Genomic DNA, 21,765 nt, shown 5'->3' on the forward strand with positions numbered 1-21,765 from the left:
TGGCGTTACGAACGTTTGCACTATTTGATGGGGAAACGCAGGAGGTTGTAGATGAAGGTCCGAAAGTTCAGCATGTCGGACGCGGAACTCGTCAAATCACCCGGACAGGATGCCGACATTTATGTCGGAAACCTGGTGGACGAGAGAAACGGTGGCCCTGTCTCGATCGGCTATGGGCGGTACGCACCCGGTCAGTCGCTGACCGAAACGATGGCCGTCGACGACACCATGATCGTGCTTGAGGGACGACTGTCTGTATCCACCAACGACGGAACGGTCACCGCGGGACCCGGCGACATTGTTTACATGCCTAAGGGTCAATCCGTCACCATCACGACTGAGGGCGAAGGCGCGACGACGGCTTATGTGACCTATCCGCACTGGGCCGAGGCTCGAGACAGATGAGGAAGACCTCCTGCCCTGCCGACAGGGCCTGCCCGGTTTTGCAGCCGCATAGCCCTATCCTATTCGGCGATACGAGAAGACCCGTTGGATTCGCCCTGGATCGCGAGACCATCCGATGAGGTGATGCCGCTCTTCTTGAGGACCCCCCCCGGCCGCAATGAAGTCGTAAAACGAATTCTGCTTATTCGCGACCTCTCCGGCGCGCGATGCCAGGCTCCCCCGTATTCTCCACCACCGCGGATGCCGGCGATTGCCATAACCCCGCCCTGCTCCACCCAGGCGAGGTGGATCGGGTTGGCATAGGGAACCCGAGGAATTCCGAAGGCTCCGTAGCCACAAGCAATATCGGGCAGCGATCGTAACGTCCTTGCGGCGCACGTTAAAGATCGGCACCTCCGTCCATTCCTTCGAGCGGTAGACGCGTTGCTCGACAGTGATGTCGTCCGGCTTGTTGGAAGCGTTCCGCTCCACCGCATTCCGTATCGTGCTGATGGACCGCGGTCGGCGCAGCGAACGCCGTAAACCCGAAGAATGCTTCGCTGTCGCGCGGTCGGCCCTGAAATCCGCCCGCCGTCGCAATACCTGGCAACGTGACGATCCCTGCAGGTCTGCCACTCATGCCGACGCGGCGTATCTCCGGCTTGGCATCGACGAGATGGGCGATGGAGAGCCCTCTGCCCATGACCGCAGCCTCGTTGAGAACCCCTATCTGCATCCTCGGCGACGACTTGCCGGAGACGAGGATCGTCCTCGACCGTGCCGAGCGACACGACAAGCCGGCGCTCTGTGCCATCGGGTGACGAGAAAAGGCTTGCTTTCGTCATTACCGATGACGAACCATTCGGCCCCCATACGCCGTTCCAGCATATCGCGGCCGGGAAGCGCGTGGAGATAGCGCTTGGTGACGTTGTTCCGGGCTTCAACCCGGATGGCGACAGTTATGGGGCAGAACAGAAGTGAAACTGATGCTCCAGACAGCTCAAGCAACTGATCTGGGCGAAAACTACGTTGAGAAAGTTCGCCCCGCGAGAAAGCAAATCAAACGTCCCCAACGTGTGATGTCTTTAGCTGCCGACGCCTCCTTCTCCGGCATCCGCGCTGTCGCAGGACTAAACGAAAAAGCCTGCCGCGGGAGGAGTTGCGGCAGGCTTTCAGTAATAACCGAACAGCAACTGGGAGGAGGAGTGTTGCCGTTCCCGCAAACGCCTCTGGGAGGAGTAGGGCGCTTGCATATCGAACCGATGCGGGAGGAGGTGCATCGCTTCGATGGACACATCATATGGATCCCCGCCGCCTATTAAATAGACTTTGCTGCACTGCAGTCATGCGCAAGGCGCATACCAACAACAGAGAGCCTCGGTCGATTGTTCAAGGCCGAATGGCGCGTCTGCCCACCTCCGCTCTCCAACGCGACGGAACAAATCGTTATGTATTGCCTTTTGCTCGTCGAGGTCGCGTGCTCAGTCAACCGGACGTGACAGGGATGACGAACGCGATGGTTTTTCCGGTTTCTCATCGCGGCCAACGAAGCGGCAGTCGAGCGTCCAACCTGTCTGGCCCGCGCCTCATCCCGTCTTCATACGAGGCGGGAGGCGGATTTGTACCGAGGACGGCCATGGCAAGCGACAAGCTCTCGACCTACAAGCAGAAGCGCGATTTTCAGAAGACGCAGGAGCCGAGCGGCGCAGCGAAGCTGAAAGCATCGAACCGCAGGCGCTTCGTGATCCAGAAACATGATGCGACGCGCCTGCATTATGATCTGCGGCTCGAGCTCGACGGTGTCTTCAAGTCCTGGGCGGTGACCAAGGGACCGTCACTTGATCCGCACGACAAGCGTCTGGCGGTCGAGGTTGAAGACCACCCGCTGGACTATGGCGACTTCGAAGGGACGATCCCCAAAGGCCAGTATGGCGGCGGCACGGTCATGCTCTGGGATCGCGGCTACTGGGAGCCGGAAGGCAACAAGACGCCTGAGCAGGCCCTGGCCAAGGGCGACTTCAAGTTCACATTGGAGGGCGAGAGGCTTCACGGTAGCTTTGTCCTGGTGCGAATGCGCAGCGACCGCGACGGCGGCAAGCGGACCAACTGGCTACTGATCAAACATCATGACGACTTCTCAGTCGAGGAGGACGGTGCTGCAGTCCTTGAGGACAACGCAACGTCGGTCGCCTCCGGCCGAACCATTGAAGCGATCTCCGCCGGCAAGGGCAGGAAGCCGAAGCCGTTCATGGTCCAGAGTAGCGACGTTCAGGCCGATGCCGTCTGGGACAGCAACAACGGCCTTGCCGCTGAAGAACGCAAAGCCGAAACCAAAACTAAACGGACATCAGCCGCAGCCAAGGGTGCCAAGCCAGCGAAGTCCGTAATGCCCGAGTTCATTCCTCCGCAGCTTTGCGAAACGCTGGAACGCCCGCCCTCGGCCGGGGGCTGGGTCCACGAGATCAAGTTCGACGGCTACCGCATCCAGGCTCGCATCGAAAACGGCGAGGTGACGCTGAAGACCAGAAAGGGCCTGGACTGGACGGCAAAATATCCGGCGATTGCAACATCGGCCGCGAACCTGCCAGATGCCATCATCGACGGCGAGATCTGCGCCCTCGACGAAAACGGGGCGCCAGATTTCGCGGCACTTCAGGCGGCGCTGTCGGAAGGCAAGACCGACGCCCTGGTCTACTTCGCCTTCGACCTCATGTTCGAGGGTGATGAGGATCTACGGCAACTGCCGCTGACCGAGCGGAAGGAACACCTGCAGAAATTGCTTGATGATGCCGGTGAGGACCCACGCCTGCGTTTCGTCGAACATTTCGAAACCGGTGGCGACGCCGTCCTCAAATCGGCTTGCAAGCTCTCGCTGGAAGGCATTGTTTCAAAGCAGGCGGATGCTCTCTATGAGTCGGGCCGCACCAAGACATGGGCGAAGTCCAAATGCCGCGCCGGCCATGAAGTCGTGATCGGTGCTTATGCCAAGACCAACGGCAAGTTCCGCTCATTGTTGGTCGGCGTGTTCAGGGGTGACCACTTCGTCTATGTCGGCCGGGTCGGAACCGGCTACGGGGCCAAAACGGTCGACGCGATCTTGCCGAAGCTTCGGAAGATCGAGACCGACAAATCACCGTTCACCGGCATCGGCGCGCCGAAGAAGGATCCCAACATCGTCTGGGTTGAACCCGAACTGGTCGCCGAGATCCAGTTCGCCGGCTGGACGGCGGACGGCCTGGTCCGTCAGGCCGCCTTTAAGGGATTGCGCGAAGATAAACCCGCAGCCGAAGTCGAGGCGGAAATGCCGGCATCGCCGGCGAAGACAGAGACCCCGGCGCCGACCGCGACAAAGCCATCAAGGCCGGCACGCGGCAAGAACGCCAAGGCCGAAGTGATGGGCGTGATGATCTCCAGCCCGGACAAGGCCCTGTGGCCGGATGCCAATGACGGGGTGCCGGTCACCAAGGAGGATCTCGCCCACTATTATGAAGCTGTCGGCCCATGGCTTATCGACCATATAAAGGGGCGGCCATGCTCGATCATCCGCACGCCGGACGGCATCGGCGCCGAGCAGTTCTTCCAGCGGCACGCAATGCCTGGAACGTCGAACCTCCTCGAACTGGTCAAGGTGTTCGGCGACAAGAAACCCTATCTGCAGATCGATCGGGTCGAGGGCCTCGCCGCCATCGCCCAGATCGGCGGCGTTGAGCTGCATCCCTGGAATTGCGAACCCGGGCAGCCGGAGGTTCCCGGTCGTCTTGTCTTCGACCTTGATCCCGGTCCGGACGTACCCTTCTCCACCGTGGTCGAAGCCGCCCGCGAAATGCGCGATCGACTAGAGGAACTCGGCCTCGTCAGCTTCTGCAAGACCACCGGAGGCAAGGGTCTGCATGTCGTCACCCCGCTTGCCGTGGCCAAGGGCAGGAAGCTGACATGGCCGGAGGCAAAAGCGTTCGCACACGATGTCTGCCTGCAGATGGCACGCGACAACCCCGACATCTATCTGATCAAGATGGCCAAGAACCAGCGCAATGGCCGTATATTCCTCGACTACCTGCGCAACGATCGCATGGCGACGGCGGTCGCGCCCCTATCGCCACGCGTCCGGCCTGGAGCAACGGTATCGATGCCGCTCACCTGGAGCCAGGTGAAGACGGATCTCGATCCGAAACGCTTCACGATCCGCACGGTACCGGCGCTCTTGTCCAAGACGATCGCCTGGCAGGACTATTGTGATGGACAGCGCTCGCTGGAGCAGGCCATCAAACGTCTTGGCAAGATGATGAAAGTGGCGGCATGACGAGCGAGGCCATAGTCAGTGCACGGAGTTCCACAATGTCGACCGTCTCCGTCCGCATTCGCCACATCCGTCGGTTAGCGCGGCTCATGGACCCGGGATTCCACGTTCCCGGCATACGATTTTTTTGGCGCTTTCCGCAACGCCGTCGCCTGCGACGCAGGCCCTCGCATTGACCATTTCCTGCTCAGTCCCTCGCTGCGGAACAACTACAAACCTGCGGCGTCGACAAGCTCGCGCGCCGGGGAGCACACCAGCGATCACGCCCCGGTCTCTATCGAACTGGATAACGATTAGGCCGCGATCGCCAAAACCATTGATGACAAAGGAGCAGGCAGACAATGGCGGAGGGACAAGACTTTGATGCCGCGGCGTTCGCGGACCAGCTTTCCGCGATGACCGACGAAGAACTCTTTGTGCTGATGCAGAAGCTCGAAGACGAAAGCGGAGACATTCCTTCTAAAGACCGCGACAGCAGCGAGGTCTTTGTCAGGATCGCCATGGTTGAAACCGCGATCGAAGAGCGATTCCCAGGACAGCTATTGGCGCCATACAAGGACTGGCAGCAGCGACACCTAGATATCTAAGGAGCGACGATGGTGACAGAGTGACCCGACAAATGCCTGTTCCAGCGTTGCCGAGTTTGGTATCGACCGGTGTAAAGCATCACCATGTGTCCTTGCCATCATGGAATCGGTGTCCAAACCCAAGCAGTCCGCGAACTCCCTTCGGTATGGTCTCTTAGCTTTTCGCCGTCACGGTCGTCATGTCCTAATCCCGTAACTCGGTAGGTCAGAGGTATTACTCTTGACCGTTGCTTTCAGTTATCGCTCTCGATACGTGTTGACGAAGGATCGCTAGCAACCCATTTCAATGCCATGCGAAAAGAACAGAAGAATGACGTCGAACTCCTGAAGACGTGGCGGCTCGCGTCGGCAGCGACCATGGGATCAGCGGTTCGCGCCAAGGGTATTCTTCTGGAACTCCGGGCACGGGTTCCGGCCGCCGTGAAGAAGTCGCTTGATCTCGATGCGGGCGAAATCACCCTCGTGATGCCCGCCAGCCAGAAGAACGAATTCCATGCTGTATCGGCTATCGTCAGCAAGGTGCTCGACGGCATCGAGCAGTTGCCGGTCATCCCGCGCGAGATCCAGGACATCCTGACGATCACGACCAGCGAGCGCCATCGTTGGCTGGCGGACGGCCGGCTACCGAGTGCTGGAACACGAACAGTCCGGCTGAACGGCCGCGCCCGCCGGATCACCTTTCACGTGTTCGATCCGAAGGTTGTCGTGGACATTCTGGATCGAGGTGCAGTGGAGGAATGGCGCGAGGAAGACGCGATTGCCAAAGCCGAAAATCGGCGCCGCGCCGCATATCAGGCGAAGCTGACCCGATCACTGAAAAAGAGTAAGGCAAAAAAGGCTGAGACCACGGCCGACGCCAATTCGCCGAAACTGGAAGGCTGGGAAGAATTCGGACGCGACGGTTTCTTGAAATAGGTTCCGATCCAGGTCTCTAGGCGAAATACGCCCGGGCAAAGAATACCGTGGTTGTTGCTACCGCGAGCACAATAGTAAGAGCCCTGATCACAGAAGCCGGCAGTTTCCGGCCGATATGCGCTCCCACCCAGCCGCCGAGGAGCGCCCCGATCAACATGGGCAGGCATTGAGACCAGGCAATCGCTCCGGCGATGACGAAAACGATGACAGCCACCGCGTTTGCGGCCGTGACCATCAGCATCCGCATCGGGTTCAATTCCTTGATCTCTCCTCCGCCGAAGACACTCCAGGCTGCCAGCATCATCAGGCCGACCGCTCCACCGAAATAGCCGCCATAGACGCCGAGTAGGAACTGGACGGGGACGATGGTCGAGGTTCGGGCTGAAGCACGGCTCCGGAAGGCCGCGCTGATGCGGCGCCCGAAAACCAGCATGAGCGTAGCGATCAGCAGCAGCCAGGGAAGGATGGCGTCGAACACACTGGAAGGCGTCAATAGCAGCAGCACGCTGCCGCAGAGCCCTCCGAGGACCGTTGCAAGCGCAATCGGCAAGACCGGCACACCGCAGACTTTGCCGAACCCTTCGCGATAGACCCAGGAGCTCGCCAATCCGCCAGGGAAAAGGGAAAATGTGCTCGTCGCGTTGGCTGCGACCGACGGTACTCCGACCGAAATCAGCGCCGGCAGGGACACGAAGGACCCGCCACCGGCCAACGCATTCATGCTGCCCGCCAGCATCCCCGCGAACAACAGAAGCAAGATATCATTCATCGAAACTGCCAGGATTTGCATGTGGGCGCGTCGTACGAATGATGGTCTATCATCGCACACGCGTCGAAGCGAGGCCGCGCGAGTGCAGTCCTGCCCTCGACTGGTGCTGGGGCGCTAGCCAACGCTGTAACCGCCACCGACAGGCAAGGTCACACCCGTGACGAAGTTCGCAGCCGGCGAGCACAGGAACAAGATCGGCTCGACCAGATCGTCGGCCGTGCCCCAGCGCCTGAGAGCTGACCGGTCAGCAATCTTCGGCTCGCTCTGCGGAACCGACCAGAGCGGCCTCGTGCACCCAGCGCTGCTCGTTCGAAGCCTGGCTCTTGTTACGCGAACGAGGATCAGGTTACCAGCGCGCGCTGGGACGCAGCCAATCAAGCCGAGCGCGCACGGAATTCCGTCCATTTGTGGAATAGGTTGCGGAATTCCGAATGATCACTACCGTTTTTTCAGTCATTGGGCAAACAACTGCTCGCAGCCCGCAAAAATCGTCGGCTGAGCCAACCAGCACTGGCTGAGCGAGTTGGCCGAAATCGTGCCCGCATATCGGAACTGGAACGTGAACTTGCCAACAATCGCCTGGGCAGAGCTCGTCTGACACTATTTGCCGAATTCTGCGATTCGCTTGATCTCGTCCCCATGCTGGTTCCGAAATCGCGCATGGAAAGCGTGCGGCCGCTATTCGATGACATACCATTTCCGAGTCATTCAACCGAAGTTCCAAAAGCCTTCGACGAGCTATTCATTGACCTTGACGACGATGAGACAAAGGCAGGGTCATGGCGATAGCAGCGGCCGTATTGGGCGTCTTCAGCCGCGAGCCTTACATCGTCGGCAAGCCAAATTCGATGATGTTCAGATCCGCGCTCAACAGATTCGGCGTTCATTCGGAAGGTACGGGCATGATTGGCGATCACATCGACACGGACATCGTCGCTGGCATCGAGGCAGGATTACATACAGTGCTTGTCCTTAGTGGCATCGCCGACAGAGCAGAAATTGCACGCTATCCTTTCCGGCCGAAGCTGGTGATCGACGCAGTGGCGGATCTGCTCGACTACCTCTCGTAGCAAGGTATGTGCCGGAGGCATCGCGGCACGCTTGAAGAATGCCATGTCGGCAACTGAGGGTGTGGCCGGTCGAAGACCCTTCAAGGAATGATCGGCGCCCTGATCTCGTTGAGGGGCGTTGTCAGAGTTATTGCTTGACGCGATATCAGGATGTCGAACTCGTCGAGAGCCAATCAGACCGCGGTCTAACATCCACGGCCACACTGATAGGTCATTTAGATATGATTGAAAAGGATAGTGCGGATGCTTTCCTACGGGCTACTCAAGAATCACGCCGGCATGCTGTTGATCGGCGACTACACGTCCCTAACCTGGCTGCACCACGTTATCCATGATGTAAACGAGCGATCGCCGGTAGTGAGAGACAAGGAAGGATCGTTTCTTGGGCTGGCTTATGACGTGCGCAAAGCATTTGAGCGGCAGCGTGAGGTTATCCTGCCACCCAAGCATTGTGAGGAAATCGGCGCCCGATACGGCGTTCAGATCCTGTGGCCGGTTCTGCTGCTACAACAGAGGCTATTAAGGCAATCTCTCGCATTTCTCGATCACACGGCCAAGACGCAGGCGATAGTTTATGCCTTGGAAGCGGTTATCGAAGAGGCGTTGCGCGAGGATTTCGGAGTACAGGCCGCTCATCTCATAGATCTCTGGAAGCGCCTCGACCCAGCACAGCCTGGAGTATTCGACATGATCAACAGTCGGGGAGGCCTCTTCTGCTCATGGACGAAGGCGCAAAGGAAGGCTGGTTTTGCGCAACTTCTTTCAAGTTTCGATCCGATGTATGAGCGCTTCCACCCAACGCGATCGCAGACTGGCGATAGACATCTGATCTCTCCGGCGACGTTCGCCATCTGGGAAAATGCGGACTGGCCCGATCCTCGCTGGTAATGGCGGTTCGATCGAGTAGCCAGATGGATATAGTCCCGACCTCATCGAAGAGCGACTGCTGGGTTTGGCCGCCAGGATCGGGCGCATAAATGCAGGTGAGATTGGCGGCCGAAAGTCACCGGCGAGGTGTTTTGGAACGTGGCCGAATCTGCCGCAGCGGTCGAAGGCGCAGCGGAAAAGCCGCTGCGTTGCGAGCAGCCTCCATCAAATGCCAAAAGCAACGCAAGAGTGCATTATTGCTGACATGGAAATGCTTCGCCCAGAGCCTTTGTCAGCAGTTCATCTGAGCTTTGCGACAGCGCATCCTGATGATTAGCGAGATATCGGCAGTAAGCTGTCGTCATTTGATTGGCGGAGAGGTTGCGGCTCAAGCAGAGCCTCGTTGCGCCATCGACCTTCGAGCTTTCCAGACCGCTCAAGTTATCCGCCGACCATTTGTCGACCCATCCAGTCACGTAACCGGTCACGAAGCTTGGTGTTCGCTGACAAGCATCATGAAGGTCCTGGCCCGTCCATGGACCTGCAATCAAGGGTGTGGTCGAGGAAAGTAGGAATGCTGCGGCCAAGTGAAGCTTCATGTTATCCCTTCTCTTTCACTTCTCTGCTGTTTGAAGAGCTAATAGCGCCTTCTGCAATGTGCAATCGTAATTTAGACGCACAGCTGGCATCTCGCGACGATTGACCCAGCCCTCACCGGGGCGACGGAGCCGAAGTCGATCGTCTGGGGCCACACCTCATATCGCCAATCCCGGTAACGACCGAGGAACCGACCCGCTTAAGCCCAAGACCTCAAGTTTGCCGGGCGTCCGCGCCGAAAGCCGGCGTTCGCCAGCTTGCCACCAGCCGGCCTACTAGGCCCCAGGTGATGCCCGCCCACGAGGCCGTTCATGACCCCTGAGAAAACCAAAGCGCGCTACGCCGAGAATGGTTTCGCGTAGGTGCACTCAAGATGACAGGAGAGCACATCGAGCTCACTGGTGATGCGGTGATGCGGTGATGCGGTGATGCGGTGATGCGGTGATGCGGTGATGCGGTGATGCGGTGATGCGGTGAAAACGGCTGAGCAAAGGGCCAATCCGTCAACGGAACAAGAAGCTTTTTGGAGCGTTTTGCGCTCAGATCGACAGAGGCACGCATGCACGCCAAATCCAGGTTTTTCCGCACTTTCAAAGGTACAAGCGTTCACTATCTAGAATCTGGACCGAGTGAGGCCGCGCCGGTTATTCTGCTTCATGGGTGCGGAAGTTTCGCCGAGGAAGTTTTACTGCCCTTCCGGGACACGAGCCATCGTCTTATCGCGCTCGACCGGCCCGGCTACGGCTACAGCGACAGCCTGGACGGCCCTGAACTCGGCCCGCTTGGTCAATCGTTCTGGCTTGAGGACGTCCTGGAGGGTCTGAAGATCACTGAAGCAGTCGTCGTCGCGCATTCGATTGGAAGCGCAATCGCTGTGCATCTTGCCGCGCGAAGGCCCGATCTTGCCCGCCGCCTGCTGCTGCTTTCTCCCTGCTGCAGCCCGATCTACGACAAGCCGATGCTCGACCTGCGTATCGCAACGGCTCCAATCGTTGGAACCTTCATAAGTAGACATGTCCTTTCCCGATACGCGGCCTTGCTCGCAAGGAAGGGGCTGACAGCGTCAGCCTTTCCGAACGAAGTCCCTACTGAACTTGCTGCGCTTGCGCCTGAGCGCTTCGTCAATAGCAGCGCTATTGTGACAATGGCCAACGAGGCGAGGCTCTTTAACCGCGACATGGCCACTCTGTCCAGATTGCCAAGCGACTTGGAGCTGCGGATCATCTTCGGATCCGGCGACCGGATCATCAAGCCTGCCCGTCACATCGAATGGCTTCGACGCGTGCACGGAAATCCAACGGTTCGGGTCCTTGAAGGGGTGGGGCACCTACCGCACCATTCGTTCCCTGGCATCGCGCTCGAGGCGCTTCAAGAACTCGTCAGCTGTCAAGCCATGGCCGATCCCGCTCTCCAGCACCCCCGTGCTGTTGCTTGATCACGATATTCCTAGCCTTTGATCACGATATTCCTAGCCTTTGAACTCGATCCGACAGCCAGTGGAAAACCCGTCGTGGCACCCGCACACAGTTTTCTGCAGCAGTCATCTAGTTTTGATGCGCGTATGACACCGTCGCCTGAGAACCAATAGGAGGCGAAATGCGGGAGAAGAAGCTACGTCAGATCGAAGGCATGGCCACTACGATACGCGAATTGGCAGTACCGGGCATGAAGCCCAAGGCGCTGATCGATGCCGTTAAAGCGCGCTATCCGGATGCATCGAAGAAAGAAATCGCTCGCGCTGCGTTCTTAAGCGTGATCCTCTCGTCCGAGTTCAGCCCCGAAGACACACAGGCGCTGCATGATCTGGCACGAGGAACACGCGACAGCGACAACGACTGACGTCCATGAGACAAAGCCTTGCTGAAGCCGCGTCACAAGGATGCCATTGCCACTACAGGCAATCCCTGAAGCCCTTTAAATCAGCTGACATTGGCGGTCGATGGCTCCCGCATTCTAAACGGTCAGCAGCAGAACTCCGACAGCCCGCTGCGAAGTTGCCGGGCGCGCCCGGGCCTGCTTGTCCAAAGTCGGCTGCGAGGTGCCGCTCCCGTTGCCAACGACTGGCGCATTCGCGTCCAGAATGGTGCATGGAAATGCTGTTTGGCCTGAAGCCTGGGACGCGCAAAAGGGTGGAACAGACTGTTAGCACAGCGGCGCAGCAGGGCTTGAAGCTCTCTTACCGCCTCGGCAAGCAACCGGAACGGAATGGCTTTTGTAGCCGCTTAACGTCACCGCACTCAGGTGGGATGACGTCCGGATCGTAGCCGGTGATGAAAACAAACGCGACGCCGCGCGCCTTCATGGACCGGGCGATCTCGAAGCGGGTCCACCACCGCGCAGGTCTAGATCGAGCACGGCGTGGGACCGAGCGTCTTTCTCCAAAAAACGTTGCAGCGGCTCCCTCGCTTGGACACGGACAAAGGACTTCCGCCCCAGCTCCCCGTAACGCTGCCGCGGCGTCGCCGGCCAGATAGTCGTCGTCCACGGCTAGGATCCGGCGAGGTCACGCCGGCTATGGTCCTTTCTTTTCAGGAAGGTCTCGCTACGGCTCGCACGGAACTCCAAACCTTCACGCGGGTTTTCCCTCACAACAAAGGAGTGCCGAATGCACAAGGATACAAAGGCCCAGCAGGCCATCGAAGAGACAGGAAAGAAATCGCCTGAAGCAGCGGATCTCCCGGCAGCCGGCCCTCACGACAAGCCGCACCTACAGGACGAGAGCAAGACGCCTGGCGCCGGTTTGCTTCCAGACAAGAACGACGACAGCGTTTCACCAGGCAGCGGCTGAATATAAAAAGGGATGCTCCCCGGTTGGGAACGGGTGAACCCTCTCGGCGACGACTGCGGCGGAGACCGGAGTGGTTGGACGAATGCCGTGCGAGCCCGGGTCGGCCTAGCAGGCGGGCGATGAACGAAAGTTGTACGGGCAAGATTGGAACAGCGTTTAATACGAGGTAGTTCCCAGCGCGCCCACCGCGTAGGTTCATTTCTCGCAGCGCTTCCACGCTCAGACCACGCCGGGAGCGCGTCCGGATTGCCCGCTCGTAGGCGGTAACCGTGTCGCCCCGCGCTCGTTTTGATGCCTCCAGGCGGCGTTGCCCAGCATGTCGCCGAACGCGATCTTGCAACTTGTGAACGTCTGCTTCATGTCGCCCTGGGTCGGAGCTTCGACTTCTAGTTCGCGGCCAATGCCGTTGTGCACCTGGACGTGCCGCAGGTGGGTCTTCCTTGAAGAGGCAATCTGGCTTGCGGTTTCCCGGCCATTGAGCCGCTCGATGCGAGATCTTATGCGGCGGTCGCATCATGTCCGAGGTAGAGAAGCTTTGTAGATCCTTGATGTCGGATTAGTTGCCAACGGACCAATGTCGTTCTCCTTCTTGGGTTGCAGGAGATCGGGCACAACATGCTTTAAGGGGTTCTTTCTGCGCCGAAACCGTCCTCTATCGTACCGTCCTCAGAATTGAGGGCATATCGGCCGGAACTTCTACGGTACAGGCGGGTTACAATCACGACGTTCCTGTTCCAATCCCATCCCAACTGGAGATGACCATGACCCTAGAAGGGAAGAAGATCGCTATCCTCATTGCACCACGCGGCACCGAGGAACCCGAATTCAAGCAGCCCAAGGACGCAGTCGAAGCTGCGGGCGCGACTGTCACGGTCGTCGGGATCGAGGCCGGCGAGGCCAAGACCAACAACGGCGATCTTGATCCGGGCGGCAGCTACCCCGTGGATAAGGCGGTAAACGACGTGTCGGCTAGCGATTTCGACGGACTCGTGATTCCTGGCGGGACCGTCGGCGCCGACAAGCTGCGGGCGGACGGCGATATCGTTTCGTTCGTGCAATCCTTTTTCGAGCAAGGCAAGCCGGTGGGTGTGATCTGCCACGGCCCCTGGCTCTTGGTGCAAGCGGACGTTCTGAAGGGGCGTACGGTCACGTCCTATTCGTCGATCCGGAAGGACATTGAGAACGCCGGCGCAACCTGGGTTGACCAGGTGGTCGTGACCGATCAAGGGCTGGTCACGAGCCGAAAGCCCGATGACCTGCCAGCATTCTGTGCAAAGATCGTCGAGGAGTTTGGCGAAGGCAGACATCCAGAACAGGCACGCAGCGCCTAATCGGATATAAAGAAGCGTCGGCTTCTTCGGCGCTTCACCACCTTCGAGCGGCCGTCAGCCCACTGCTTACGGCATTTCTTGAACGGATCTCTTTAAATTGCTGGCGGCGTCGTTCAGGCAGAGCGAAAAGCCGAAGCGTCCCCACGACGATTTCAAGGATGATGAACGTACCGGACGCCGAGAGACTACGGTCCATCGTGCCGGAACCATAGCCGCCGCTGCGGCTATGGTTCAAGTCGATGCCCCTTGGCGTCCCGTCGCCACAAGCGCCTTCAAAGGATCCATCCTCCATCAATTGTAAGGCTTGCGCCGGTCATATAGGCAGAACCAGGGCCGGCAAGGTACGACACGAGTTCGGCGATTTCCGCCGGATCGGCGACGCGCTTCAACGGGCTCCGATCCGCAAGGAACTCGATCGACCCGGCATTCATATCGGTATTCGTCGGACCGGGCTGGACGTTGTTGACCGTGATGCGCCTGGGCGCCAGGTCGAGCGCGAGCCCTTTGACCATGGCCGCGACTGCCGCCTTCGTGAACTGGTACACGCTGCTTCCCCGAAATCCGGTTCGTTCAGCCGTATTGGAACCGATGGTGATGACCCGACCACCATCCTTCATCTGTGCGACCGCGGCCTGTATTGCGAGGAAAACGCCCCGGATATTGACGTCAATCATCAGGTCCAGTTCTTCGAGTGTGACCGCATCGACAGTGTTAAGGCGAAGGACCCCGGCGTTCAGGACGACGGCGTCAAGTTTGCCCAGTTCGTCCACCGCCTTGCTCACTGCCGCCCGGATCGCTTCGGGATCGGCGCTGTCGGCCCGAATGGCGACAGCATTTCCCCCTCCTCCTCGAATTGAGGAAGCAAGCTCCGATGCGCTGTCGGGTCGCGACACGTAGGTGAAGGCAACGGCGAAGCCATCCTCGGCCAGCTTGCGTACGGCTGCTGCTCCAATTCCACGCGCACCTCCGAAGACGAGTGCGGTTCTGCGTTCTTCGATCGTCATGATTTTCCCCATTTTTGACAGGTCGATCCATAACTGGCGAAAAGAAATCCCTCTTGCTAGAGGGACCGATTAGTTTTCGAGGCGTCGCGTCGCGAAGCGAGCCATTGCCTTCAGTTCTGCGCTGGATGCGCCGCCGCGTGCCGCCAGCTGGAGGCCGGTCATTGTCATCAGTACGAACGAGGCCGCCTCCGCCGGGTTGAGGCTTCCATCGATCTTCCCCTGCTCCTGCCCTTCGCCAATCCTTTGGGCAATGCCCCTGTAGAGACGTTCGCTGGATACCTTCCTGCGGGCATTGAGTTCCGGGTCCGTCACCCCGAACTCGCCGACCGATCCGACGCCCATGCATCCCAGCACCCGCTCCTGGTCATCTTCGGCGACGAGACCTGAAAGCAGGTTTTCGATACCTTCGAGCGGATCGCCCTCGGATAGGCGTCTGAGATGACCAGACGTTGTCCGACGCTGGTATGCATCAAGTGCTTCAAGGTACAGGGTCCGCTTGTCGCCAAATGCGCCATAAAGGCTCTGTCGACCTATGCCCATCGCTGCGCGCAGATCGTCCGTGGATGTCGCGGCGAAACCTTTCGCCCAAAACACCCTTAAAGCCGCTTCCAACGCCGCGTCGCGGTCGAACTCTCTTGGTCTTGCCATGAGGTATCAGTACGGGTTACGGACAGATCAGTCAATAACTATCTTAGCGAACGCTTTGATGAAGGCGGGGCAATATCGCGGGAAGTATCACGTTCGCAGTCTATCTCACGTCCTCGACCTCCGCATAATGACATCGCCTCTGCAAGATCGGTCATGGCAGGACGGTCGGGAGTAGTGTGTTTCGCCTACACGAGAGACTTCCGCAGAAAGGATAGTGCCTTCGCGGCGCCGGCGCTCGAAATCGTATGTCCGACGCCCGGCTCAACATCGAGCTCGACGTCGAAACCAGCCGCTCGGAATTGTGCCGCCGCAAGCGTCGACGCAGCGTATGGGATGGTCGTGTCGGCCTGCCCGTGCACCATGAGGATCGGCGTCTGCCGGCTGACTAACGATATCTTCTGGGGCGGAAGGAGGCCAGCGAAGGAAACGACTGCGCCGACCTGCCAGCGGCCGGAGCCGACCGCATCGAGAGCGACGATGGCACCCTGCGAGACGCCGACGAAGGCGACCCTGCCGTGCGCGTCTGCGAAACCTTCGCGCTGGACGACGTCGTCGATCAGTCCGTCGAATGCTTCGCGCGCGGCCATGATCTTGGCTGGATCAAGCGGATTGCCTTCCGTCGAGAACCACTGGTGGCCGCGCCAGTGATGCATGGGGGCGTCCGGGGCAGCGAACCGGGTGTTCGGTAAAACGGCGCGCCAGGAGGAGGCCAGCGGCATGAGCTGAGCGCCGGATGCGCCGATGCCGTGCAGGAAGATGACGAGGTGGTCGAGGGATGACATGACGATCCTTGGAGGTTTCGAAAAGCCCGACGGCGCTCGACCTCAAGAGAGGGAGCGGCCGTCTCACCCCACGCGCAAGCCGTCACGCAGACGCCGGCGGACGCCGCTGCGGAAGCTCACGTGATAATGGGGTGGCCCACTGTAGATGGTGTAGAGAATGCATCTTTGCAAGCTGCACGACGCGTGCCGTACGCTAGTGGACGGGAGGCCTCAACCTGTTGAAGGACCCGCTCAATCACCCCATATATGAGACAACCCTCAAGGATGATTGTCATGGTAAGCAGGATCAGGAAGACCCTGACTGTGCAACAGCGCGCGGCGGCCTTCGAACACACGAACAAGATTGCAGCCGACGCTGCAGATGAAGAGCGGCGTCTCCGCGAAGAGAAGAACGAGCGCCTCCGCAAGCTCCGGCTTGCGGCCGCCAACTCATCTTCAGAATAAACCGTTGTGGAAGCCCGAACGTGACAAACCGTGCTTGCAGCACATCGGAGGAAAATATGGATCCCCTCACTATCGAAATGTCCTTGGACGATGCCGGCAAGACGGTCGGCTCACGCCTTCGCGAAGCCCGCATTTCACGGTCATACAGCCTCGAGGATCTTGCGATCGCCACCGGCCTGACCGAAGCGGAGATTTCAGCCATCGAGGTCGGGACGTCCATCGACGCTCTTCATATCGAACGCATCGAGCACGCGCTCGGCTAGGGAGCGTTCGATCCCACTCTAAATTCGGGCCGCTCAAGAACTCCGGAGCTTCATATGAACTTGTGCTAACCCGTCACTGCTGCGGCCCCTCTCCCGGATCTTCTTCCTCCACCGTCGCTCAGTCTTCTGTGGCTACCGGCGACGGCGAGCAGAAGCACACCGATCACACGAAGAAGCGTCCCGCCACTGAAACTCGAGGACCGGCAAGCAAGGCGGCCTGATACCATGTTCGGGAACCTTCTTCCGCTGCCGCAATCGGCGGCAGGCCGAGGCGTCTCGCCCCAGAACCTGCAGTCGGTCTCTCGAGGGGCGTCGAATGCACGGTCCACACATTGCGGGTTGACGACCGAAATAATCATGGATATTTTGTATCCATGATATGGAGGTTGCGATGAAACTCAGCGACGGCGTCGAACAGGCAATTCATTGCGTGGCGTTCCTGGCGGGACTGTCGGAAGACGGCGTGCTTTCGGCGGCAGCCCTGGCGGAACTGCATGGCGTATCCACAAGCTACCTCTTGAAGCACCTGCAGGCGCTCTCCGGCGCCGGGATCGTCGTGACGACGCCCGGCCCGAAGGGTGGCTATCGACTGGCCGAGGCGCCGAAGGACATCAGCCTGCTCGACATCGTCCTTGCGGTTGAAGGTCCGGCGCCCGCGTTTCGATGTGCAGAGATCCGCCAGCGTGGGCCGAACCCTCTTCCGCAGCGCTACTTTACCAAGCCCTGCCAGATCAACGCCGCGATGTTGAAGGCCGAGAAGGTCTATCGATCAGAACTCGCCAAGGTGTCCGTCGCAGACCTTCTGGCGGATCTCGGCGCAGACGACGACGGCGGTATCGCCGCCCGTGGATGCGCCTTCCTGGAACTCCACGAACGCAAGACGGGCAATCGCGCCTCGTCATAGGAGAAAGCACCCATGACCAAGATGAAGAAGGTCGTCGTCATCGGCGGCACGGGCCTGATCGGCTCGAAGGCAGTGAAGCTGCTGCAGGACGCCGGCCATGAAGCGGTCGTTGCAAGCTCACGCAACGGCATCAACGCCTACACGGGACAAGGACTGGAAGCGGCGCTTACGGGCGCCGACGCCGTCATCGACGTGTCGAACATGCTCTCCTTCGACAAGGACGTCATCACCGACTTTTTCAGGACGTCGAGCCGGAACCTGACAAGCGCCGAACAGGCCGCGGGCGTGCGCCATCACGTCGCCCTCTCGATCGTTAATGCCGACCAGCTTGCGGCCAATCCTTACATGGCCGGCAAGCTGGCACAGGAAGAGGCGGTCGCATCCTCCGGTCAGGCCTATACCATCGTCCGGGCAACGCAGTTCCACGAATTCATCGAAACCCTGGCTGGCGCCTATGCAGCCGACGGGGTGGTCAAGGTACCGGATATCGACTTTCAGCCGATCGCGGCCAGTGACGTCGCCGCCGCTCTGGTAGAGGCCGCGCTCGGGCAGCCGAAGAACGGAACGGTCGATCTTGCCGGACCGCATCGGGCACCGTTCGAAACCTTTATTCGGGCGTATCTCGATGCGAAGGGCGACGGCAGTCCGGTGACCGCGGACGCCGCGGTCGATTACTTCGGCGCCCCCGTCGCCAAAGGCTCGCTTGTTCCAGGTGGAGAGTACATCAAGGGCCGCGTCACGGTCGCCGAATGGCTTAAGGTATAGAAGGAGCGCACGATCATGAAGACCATTTCATATGCGGCTGCGGCACTCGCGGCCACCCTTGCCACCGCGTCCGCTCACGATGTCGCGAAGCCAGGACTCGCGTACGATACGAAGGATGCCAAGGTGACGCTCGTCTACGAGCATCCCCTGCCCGACGTTCCCGGCAAGAGCCTCAAGGGCGTCCTCGTCGAGTACGGCCCCGGCGGCTACAGCTCCGCCCACACGCATGCGAAGTCTGCGCTGATCTATGCCACGGTCCTAGAAGGCGCGATCCAGAGCGCCGTGAATGGTGGCGAGACGAAGACCTTTACCGCCGGTCAGAACTTCACCGAGCTGCCCGGAGACCGGCACGACGTCAGCGCCAATGCAAGCAAGACTGAACCGGCGAAGCTGCTCGCCGTCTTCGTCGTCGACACCAGCGACACCGTCCTGACGACGCCGCGCAAGCCGTAAAGCGTCCTCCGAACCTATTCGCTAAACCACAGATCAACCAACGACGGCTTCTCCGGCGATCGGAAAGCCGTGTCCTCAAAAAAGGAAAACAACATGTCCCGCATGAACTGGTCCGAAGTCGCCCCCGAGGGTGCCAAGGCGCTCTTCGGTGTCCACCACTATGTCACGGCCAAGACAAACCTGCCGGCAGAGCTGATCCACCTCGTCTTTCTGCGCGTGTCCCAGATCAACGGCTGCGCCCACTGCATAGACATGCACAGCCGCGATCTGCGCAAGACGATGTCCATCGACAAGATCACGCTGGTTGCCGTGTGGGACGAGGTGCCTCACCTGTTCAGCGACAAGGAACGCGCCGCTCTCGCCTGGGCAGAGGAAGTGACAAATGTCAGCCAGACCCATGCGTCGGACGAGGCCTATGCTGCCGCTGCGGCCGCCTTCGACCCGAAGGACCTCGTCGATCTGACGATCGCGATCGCCGCTATGAACGCCTTCAACCGCCTCGGCGCGCCGTTTCGCCTTCCGGTGGCGGCAAAGGCCTGATTTGGCCCGCAGCACTCGGAAGAAAGTGGCCCGCCGGACTGCGCAAAGGTCCGGCAGGCTGCGCCGACTACAGCGGCGACGAGACCATCCGCGTCGCCATCTCCCAAAGACGGAAAGCGTTCTGTGCATCAACCGCGTATCTTGCTACTCCCTTGAACGGCAAGGCTCCGCGCTCGTCGACGACAGGGGCTTCCTGGCAGTCATCGAAATATTTGCCGGAAATTCCCTCCACAAGCGGCGACGCCGCAAGCAACACCGTCGTGGATGCCCCCTGCTCTATCGTCTTGCGCAGATGCTCGGGTGTGCGAAGGCCGCCAGTGTGCTTCTGGAGGCCGGTAGCGATCGCTCCGGGGTTGAGGGCGTTCGACGTGATTCCGTCGCATGCCCACGCCTGCCTGATACCAACGGACATCAGAATGCAGGCCGTCTTCGACTGCCCGTAGGCAAGCAGCGGATCGTAGGGAATGAAGCGGAAGTCTGGATCATCCCAGAATACCGGTGCAAACAGGTTACCCGTCGAGGCGACGGAAACGACGCGGGCGCCGTTCGCGCTGGCCAGATGCTTTCGCAGGCCAAGCGTCAACGCGAAATGCCCCAGATAGTTCGTGGCGAACTGCATCTCCCTCCCTTCCGCACTCCTCTGCAGTTCGGGAATGGCCATCACGCCCGCGTTGTTGATGAGGACGTGAAGGGGTTCGTCCCAGGACTCGGCAAATTCCTGCACGGAGGACAGATCGGAGAGGTCGAGGCGACGAACGCTTAGCCGAGCGGCGGGCATTGCCTGCCTCATCTCGGCGACAGCTCTCTCGGCCTCGTCCGGGCGGCGCGCCGCGATTGTTACAGCCGCGCCTGCCGCCGCGAGTGCGCGGCTCGTCTCCATCCCGATGCCCGCGGCGCCCCCGGTGACGATGACATTTCGTCCGGCAAGCTCGACGCCTTCCAGAACGTCAGCGGCGGTCGACGAGAACCCAAATGGGATGGATGAAGTCATGGTCCTACTCCTTCGAACATTCGACTTGCCCGAAAGATAAGCGCGTGGCATTCGTGAACTAGATGGCAGAGGTTACACGCAATGATGAGATAATTCGTACAGTCGGCTCGCTCCCGCCCGGCGAGCTCGCGGCCTTTCTTGCCGTTTCCGAGCACGGCGGCTTTCGTGCCGCCTCGCGAAGGCTCGGCCAGACGCCGTCGGCGCTGAGCCACGCGGTCGCCGGACTGGAGAGGCGTCTCAAGGTGAAGCTTTTTCACCGTTCGACCCGGAACGTATCGCTGACGGAACCGGGGCGGAGACTTGCGCAACGGCTTATGCCGGCGCTTTCGGAAATTGGCCTCGCGGTCGAGGAGCTGCACGAACAGAGCACCTCGTTGTCCGGGCTGATACGGATCAACTGCGACGCCAATGCCGCCGAGCAGGTCCTGATGCCACTTCTGACCCGCTTCATGAAGCTCCAGCCCACCATGCGCTTCGAAATCCGCTCCGAGGGGAGACTGGTCGATATCGCCGAAGGAGGATACGACTGTGGGGTCCGGGCGGCCGAACTTGTACCCGACGAGATGGTCGCGGTCGCTATCGGTCCAGACCAGCAGCACATCGTCGTGGCGTCGCCTGCCTATCTTGGTGGCGCGCCCGCCATCAAGATACCGTCGGACCTTTCGCTGCACCAGTGCGTCCAGCTTCGTATGGCGAACGGGTCGATCTATCGCTGGGAGTTCCAGCGCCGCGGCGAGGACGTCGTCGTGACAACGCCCGGCAATCTCGTCGTCGACCAGTCCAGACTTCTTTTGGCAGCGGCGTTGGACGGTATCGGTCTTGCATATGTGACGCGATGGATGGCGGCCGACGCTCTCGCCAACGGCAAGCTGCAGCAGGTGCTGGACGATTGGACACCGCCCTACCCGGGCCTTTGTCTCTACTACCCGCGGCACCGCCATCTCGGCTCGGGCATGCGCGCCTTCCTTAATTTCCTGAAGGCCGAAGGATCGTTACGAGCTGCGCCTTGACGACGACCCAAGCGGCACCATTCTCCCGGGCATGAAAGCTGTCGCCCCCTCCTCCCAACGCTCACTCAGATCGCTTCCCGAGATGCCAGAAAGCGTTGGCCGATCGCATGTCGGAGGTCACACTTGCGGGCAGTGCGGCCGGCTGGCGTCCCGAAGAGATAGCTGCCGCGCTCGTCGAATTGGCGGACAACGCCATGTTGACAGTCCTCGCGACCCGAGACGTTGAACGCAATCTTGCCTTCTGAAGAAAGACTGATCATGTGCGGACGCTTTTCCTTCAAGCATGAATGGCCGGACTTCGTGGATCTTCACGATCTGCTCTGGGATGTCGAGCGCTGCCGCAACACGCGTGCGGG

Annotated in this window: 27 protein-coding genes; 17 read left to right on the top strand and 10 right to left on the bottom strand. The window is 60.0% G+C overall.

Annotated elements, in window-relative coordinates; translation table 11 throughout:
- Positions 1-51 precede the first annotated feature (51 nt).
- Positions 52-405 (top strand): cupin domain-containing protein, encoded by a 354-nt coding sequence (locus ACQZ5H_RS23705; protein ID WP_203431315.1) that lies wholly within the window; start codon positions 52-54, stop codon positions 403-405.
- A gap of 59 nt (positions 406-464) precedes the next feature.
- On the opposite strand, the gene ACQZ5H_RS23710 is transcribed toward ACQZ5H_RS23705, so the two are convergent.
- Entirely contained in the window at positions 465-881 is a 417-nt protein-coding gene (locus ACQZ5H_RS23710; RefSeq protein WP_449099148.1) for a prolyl oligopeptidase family serine peptidase, read from the bottom strand.
- The gene (locus ACQZ5H_RS23715) at positions 785-1,120 is read right to left on the bottom strand and encodes a hypothetical protein (RefSeq protein WP_449099200.1); all 336 of its coding nucleotides are present in this window, start codon (positions 1,118-1,120) and stop codon (positions 785-787) included. Before ACQZ5H_RS23715 ends, ACQZ5H_RS23710 begins: the two co-directional genes overlap by 97 nt.
- A gap of 250 nt (positions 1,121-1,370) precedes the next feature.
- Here ACQZ5H_RS23715 and ACQZ5H_RS23720 point away from each other — a divergent pair, with 250 nt between their 5' ends.
- The 4 genes from ACQZ5H_RS23720 to ACQZ5H_RS23735 all read left to right on the top strand — a co-directional run bounded on the left by ACQZ5H_RS23720 (position 1,371) and on the right by ACQZ5H_RS23735 (position 6,183).
- Positions 1,371-1,706, top strand: a complete 336-nt coding sequence (locus ACQZ5H_RS23720; protein ID WP_203431318.1) for a hypothetical protein — start codon at positions 1,371-1,373, stop codon at positions 1,704-1,706.
- A 314-nt stretch (positions 1,707-2,020) separates the two neighbouring features.
- The gene (gene ligD, locus ACQZ5H_RS23725; protein WP_449099201.1) at positions 2,021-4,684 is read left to right on the top strand and encodes a DNA ligase D; all 2,664 of its coding nucleotides are present in this window, start codon (positions 2,021-2,023) and stop codon (positions 4,682-4,684) included.
- Positions 4,685-5,022: 338 nt separating this feature from the next.
- Positions 5,023-5,268, top strand: coding sequence for a hypothetical protein (locus ACQZ5H_RS23730; protein ID WP_203431319.1), 246 nt, complete (start codon positions 5,023-5,025; stop codon positions 5,266-5,268).
- 291 nt (positions 5,269-5,559) lie between these two features.
- Complete coding sequence (locus ACQZ5H_RS23735; protein ID WP_203431320.1) at positions 5,560-6,183, top strand: hypothetical protein; 624 nt, start codon at positions 5,560-5,562, stop codon at positions 6,181-6,183.
- A gap of 16 nt (positions 6,184-6,199) precedes the next feature.
- Here ACQZ5H_RS23735 and ACQZ5H_RS23740 read toward each other — a convergent pair whose 3' ends face one another.
- A complete protein-coding gene (locus ACQZ5H_RS23740; RefSeq protein ID WP_203431321.1) occupies positions 6,200-6,952 on the bottom strand; it encodes a sulfite exporter TauE/SafE family protein in 753 nt (250 codons plus the stop codon).
- A gap of 114 nt (positions 6,953-7,066) precedes the next feature.
- Positions 7,067-7,357 (bottom strand): SDR family oxidoreductase, encoded by a 291-nt coding sequence (locus ACQZ5H_RS23745; protein ID WP_203431322.1) that lies wholly within the window; start codon positions 7,355-7,357, stop codon positions 7,067-7,069.
- 374 nt (positions 7,358-7,731) lie between these two features.
- On the opposite strand from ACQZ5H_RS23745, the gene ACQZ5H_RS23750 reads away from it, so the two are divergent.
- Positions 7,732-8,022 carry an HAD hydrolase-like protein gene (locus ACQZ5H_RS23750; protein WP_203431324.1) on the top strand — a complete coding sequence of 97 codons (291 nt, stop codon included), beginning with the start codon at positions 7,732-7,734 and terminating at the stop codon, positions 8,020-8,022.
- 243 nt (positions 8,023-8,265) lie between these two features.
- Entirely contained in the window at positions 8,266-8,910 is a 645-nt protein-coding gene (locus ACQZ5H_RS23755; RefSeq protein ID WP_203431325.1) for a DUF6904 family protein, read from the top strand.
- A gap of 233 nt (positions 8,911-9,143) precedes the next feature.
- Here ACQZ5H_RS23755 and ACQZ5H_RS23760 read toward each other — a convergent pair whose 3' ends face one another.
- Entirely contained in the window at positions 9,144-9,488 is a 345-nt protein-coding gene (locus ACQZ5H_RS23760) for a Rap1a/Tai family immunity protein (RefSeq protein ID WP_130279705.1), read from the bottom strand.
- A 557-nt stretch (positions 9,489-10,045) separates the two neighbouring features.
- Between ACQZ5H_RS23760 and ACQZ5H_RS23765 the strand changes: the two genes are divergently transcribed.
- The 4 genes from ACQZ5H_RS23765 (at position 10,046) to ACQZ5H_RS23780 (ending at position 13,605) form a co-directional block, all read left to right on the top strand.
- Complete coding sequence (locus ACQZ5H_RS23765) at positions 10,046-10,921, top strand: alpha/beta fold hydrolase (protein WP_203431326.1); 876 nt, start codon at positions 10,046-10,048, stop codon at positions 10,919-10,921.
- A 161-nt stretch (positions 10,922-11,082) separates the two neighbouring features.
- Complete coding sequence (locus ACQZ5H_RS23770) at positions 11,083-11,325, top strand: hypothetical protein (protein WP_112717031.1); 243 nt, start codon at positions 11,083-11,085, stop codon at positions 11,323-11,325.
- A 766-nt stretch (positions 11,326-12,091) separates the two neighbouring features.
- Positions 12,092-12,274: a hypothetical protein gene (locus ACQZ5H_RS23775; RefSeq protein WP_112717033.1), complete on the top strand. Its 183-nt coding sequence runs from the start codon at positions 12,092-12,094 to the stop codon at positions 12,272-12,274.
- A 761-nt stretch (positions 12,275-13,035) separates the two neighbouring features.
- A complete protein-coding gene (locus ACQZ5H_RS23780; protein WP_130279708.1) occupies positions 13,036-13,605 on the top strand; it encodes a type 1 glutamine amidotransferase domain-containing protein in 570 nt (189 codons plus the stop codon).
- Between the two features lie 272 nt (positions 13,606-13,877).
- Here ACQZ5H_RS23780 and ACQZ5H_RS23785 read toward each other — a convergent pair whose 3' ends face one another.
- The 3 genes from ACQZ5H_RS23785 to ACQZ5H_RS23795 all read right to left on the bottom strand — a co-directional run bounded on the left by ACQZ5H_RS23785 (position 13,878) and on the right by ACQZ5H_RS23795 (position 16,039).
- Positions 13,878-14,609 (bottom strand): SDR family NAD(P)-dependent oxidoreductase, encoded by a 732-nt coding sequence (locus tag ACQZ5H_RS23785; RefSeq protein WP_203431328.1) that lies wholly within the window; start codon positions 14,607-14,609, stop codon positions 13,878-13,880.
- Positions 14,610-14,678: 69 nt separating this feature from the next.
- Positions 14,679-15,257 (bottom strand): TetR/AcrR family transcriptional regulator, encoded by a 579-nt coding sequence (locus tag ACQZ5H_RS23790; RefSeq protein ID WP_203431329.1) that lies wholly within the window; start codon positions 15,255-15,257, stop codon positions 14,679-14,681.
- A 185-nt stretch (positions 15,258-15,442) separates the two neighbouring features.
- Positions 15,443-16,039 carry an alpha/beta hydrolase gene (locus tag ACQZ5H_RS23795; RefSeq protein WP_203431330.1) on the bottom strand — a complete coding sequence of 199 codons (597 nt, stop codon included), beginning with the start codon at positions 16,037-16,039 and terminating at the stop codon, positions 15,443-15,445.
- A gap of 500 nt (positions 16,040-16,539) precedes the next feature.
- Here ACQZ5H_RS23795 and ACQZ5H_RS23800 point away from each other — a divergent pair, with 500 nt between their 5' ends.
- From ACQZ5H_RS23800 to ACQZ5H_RS23820, 5 genes are all read left to right on the top strand, one after another.
- Positions 16,540-16,746, top strand: coding sequence for a helix-turn-helix domain-containing protein (locus tag ACQZ5H_RS23800; RefSeq protein ID WP_348652537.1), 207 nt, complete (start codon positions 16,540-16,542; stop codon positions 16,744-16,746).
- 391 nt (positions 16,747-17,137) lie between these two features.
- The gene (locus ACQZ5H_RS23805; protein WP_203431331.1) at positions 17,138-17,650 is read left to right on the top strand and encodes an RrF2 family transcriptional regulator; all 513 of its coding nucleotides are present in this window, start codon (positions 17,138-17,140) and stop codon (positions 17,648-17,650) included.
- A gap of 12 nt (positions 17,651-17,662) precedes the next feature.
- The gene (locus ACQZ5H_RS23810; RefSeq protein WP_203431332.1) at positions 17,663-18,415 is read left to right on the top strand and encodes an SDR family oxidoreductase; all 753 of its coding nucleotides are present in this window, start codon (positions 17,663-17,665) and stop codon (positions 18,413-18,415) included.
- 12 nt (positions 18,416-18,427) lie between these two features.
- On the top strand, positions 18,428-18,868 hold the full coding sequence (locus ACQZ5H_RS23815; protein ID WP_449099202.1) for a cupin domain-containing protein: 441 nt from the start codon (positions 18,428-18,430) through the stop codon (positions 18,866-18,868).
- 93 nt (positions 18,869-18,961) lie between these two features.
- Entirely contained in the window at positions 18,962-19,408 is a 447-nt protein-coding gene (locus ACQZ5H_RS23820; protein ID WP_112717055.1) for a carboxymuconolactone decarboxylase family protein, read from the top strand.
- A 67-nt stretch (positions 19,409-19,475) separates the two neighbouring features.
- Here ACQZ5H_RS23820 and ACQZ5H_RS23825 read toward each other — a convergent pair whose 3' ends face one another.
- Positions 19,476-20,399, bottom strand: coding sequence for an SDR family NAD(P)-dependent oxidoreductase (locus ACQZ5H_RS23825; RefSeq protein WP_203431334.1), 924 nt, complete (start codon positions 20,397-20,399; stop codon positions 19,476-19,478).
- 62 nt (positions 20,400-20,461) lie between these two features.
- On the opposite strand from ACQZ5H_RS23825, the gene ACQZ5H_RS23830 reads away from it, so the two are divergent.
- Positions 20,462-21,409, top strand: coding sequence for a LysR family transcriptional regulator (locus ACQZ5H_RS23830; RefSeq protein ID WP_203431335.1), 948 nt, complete (start codon positions 20,462-20,464; stop codon positions 21,407-21,409).
- A 65-nt stretch (positions 21,410-21,474) separates the two neighbouring features.
- Here the strand turns inward: ACQZ5H_RS23830 and ACQZ5H_RS23835 are convergent, their stop codons facing one another.
- Positions 21,475-21,669, bottom strand: coding sequence for a hypothetical protein (locus tag ACQZ5H_RS23835; RefSeq protein ID WP_112717061.1), 195 nt, complete (start codon positions 21,667-21,669; stop codon positions 21,475-21,477).
- Positions 21,670-21,765: the final 96 nt, after the last annotated feature.

It is taken from the genome of Rhizobium sp. 21-4511-3d (assembly GCF_053522545.1).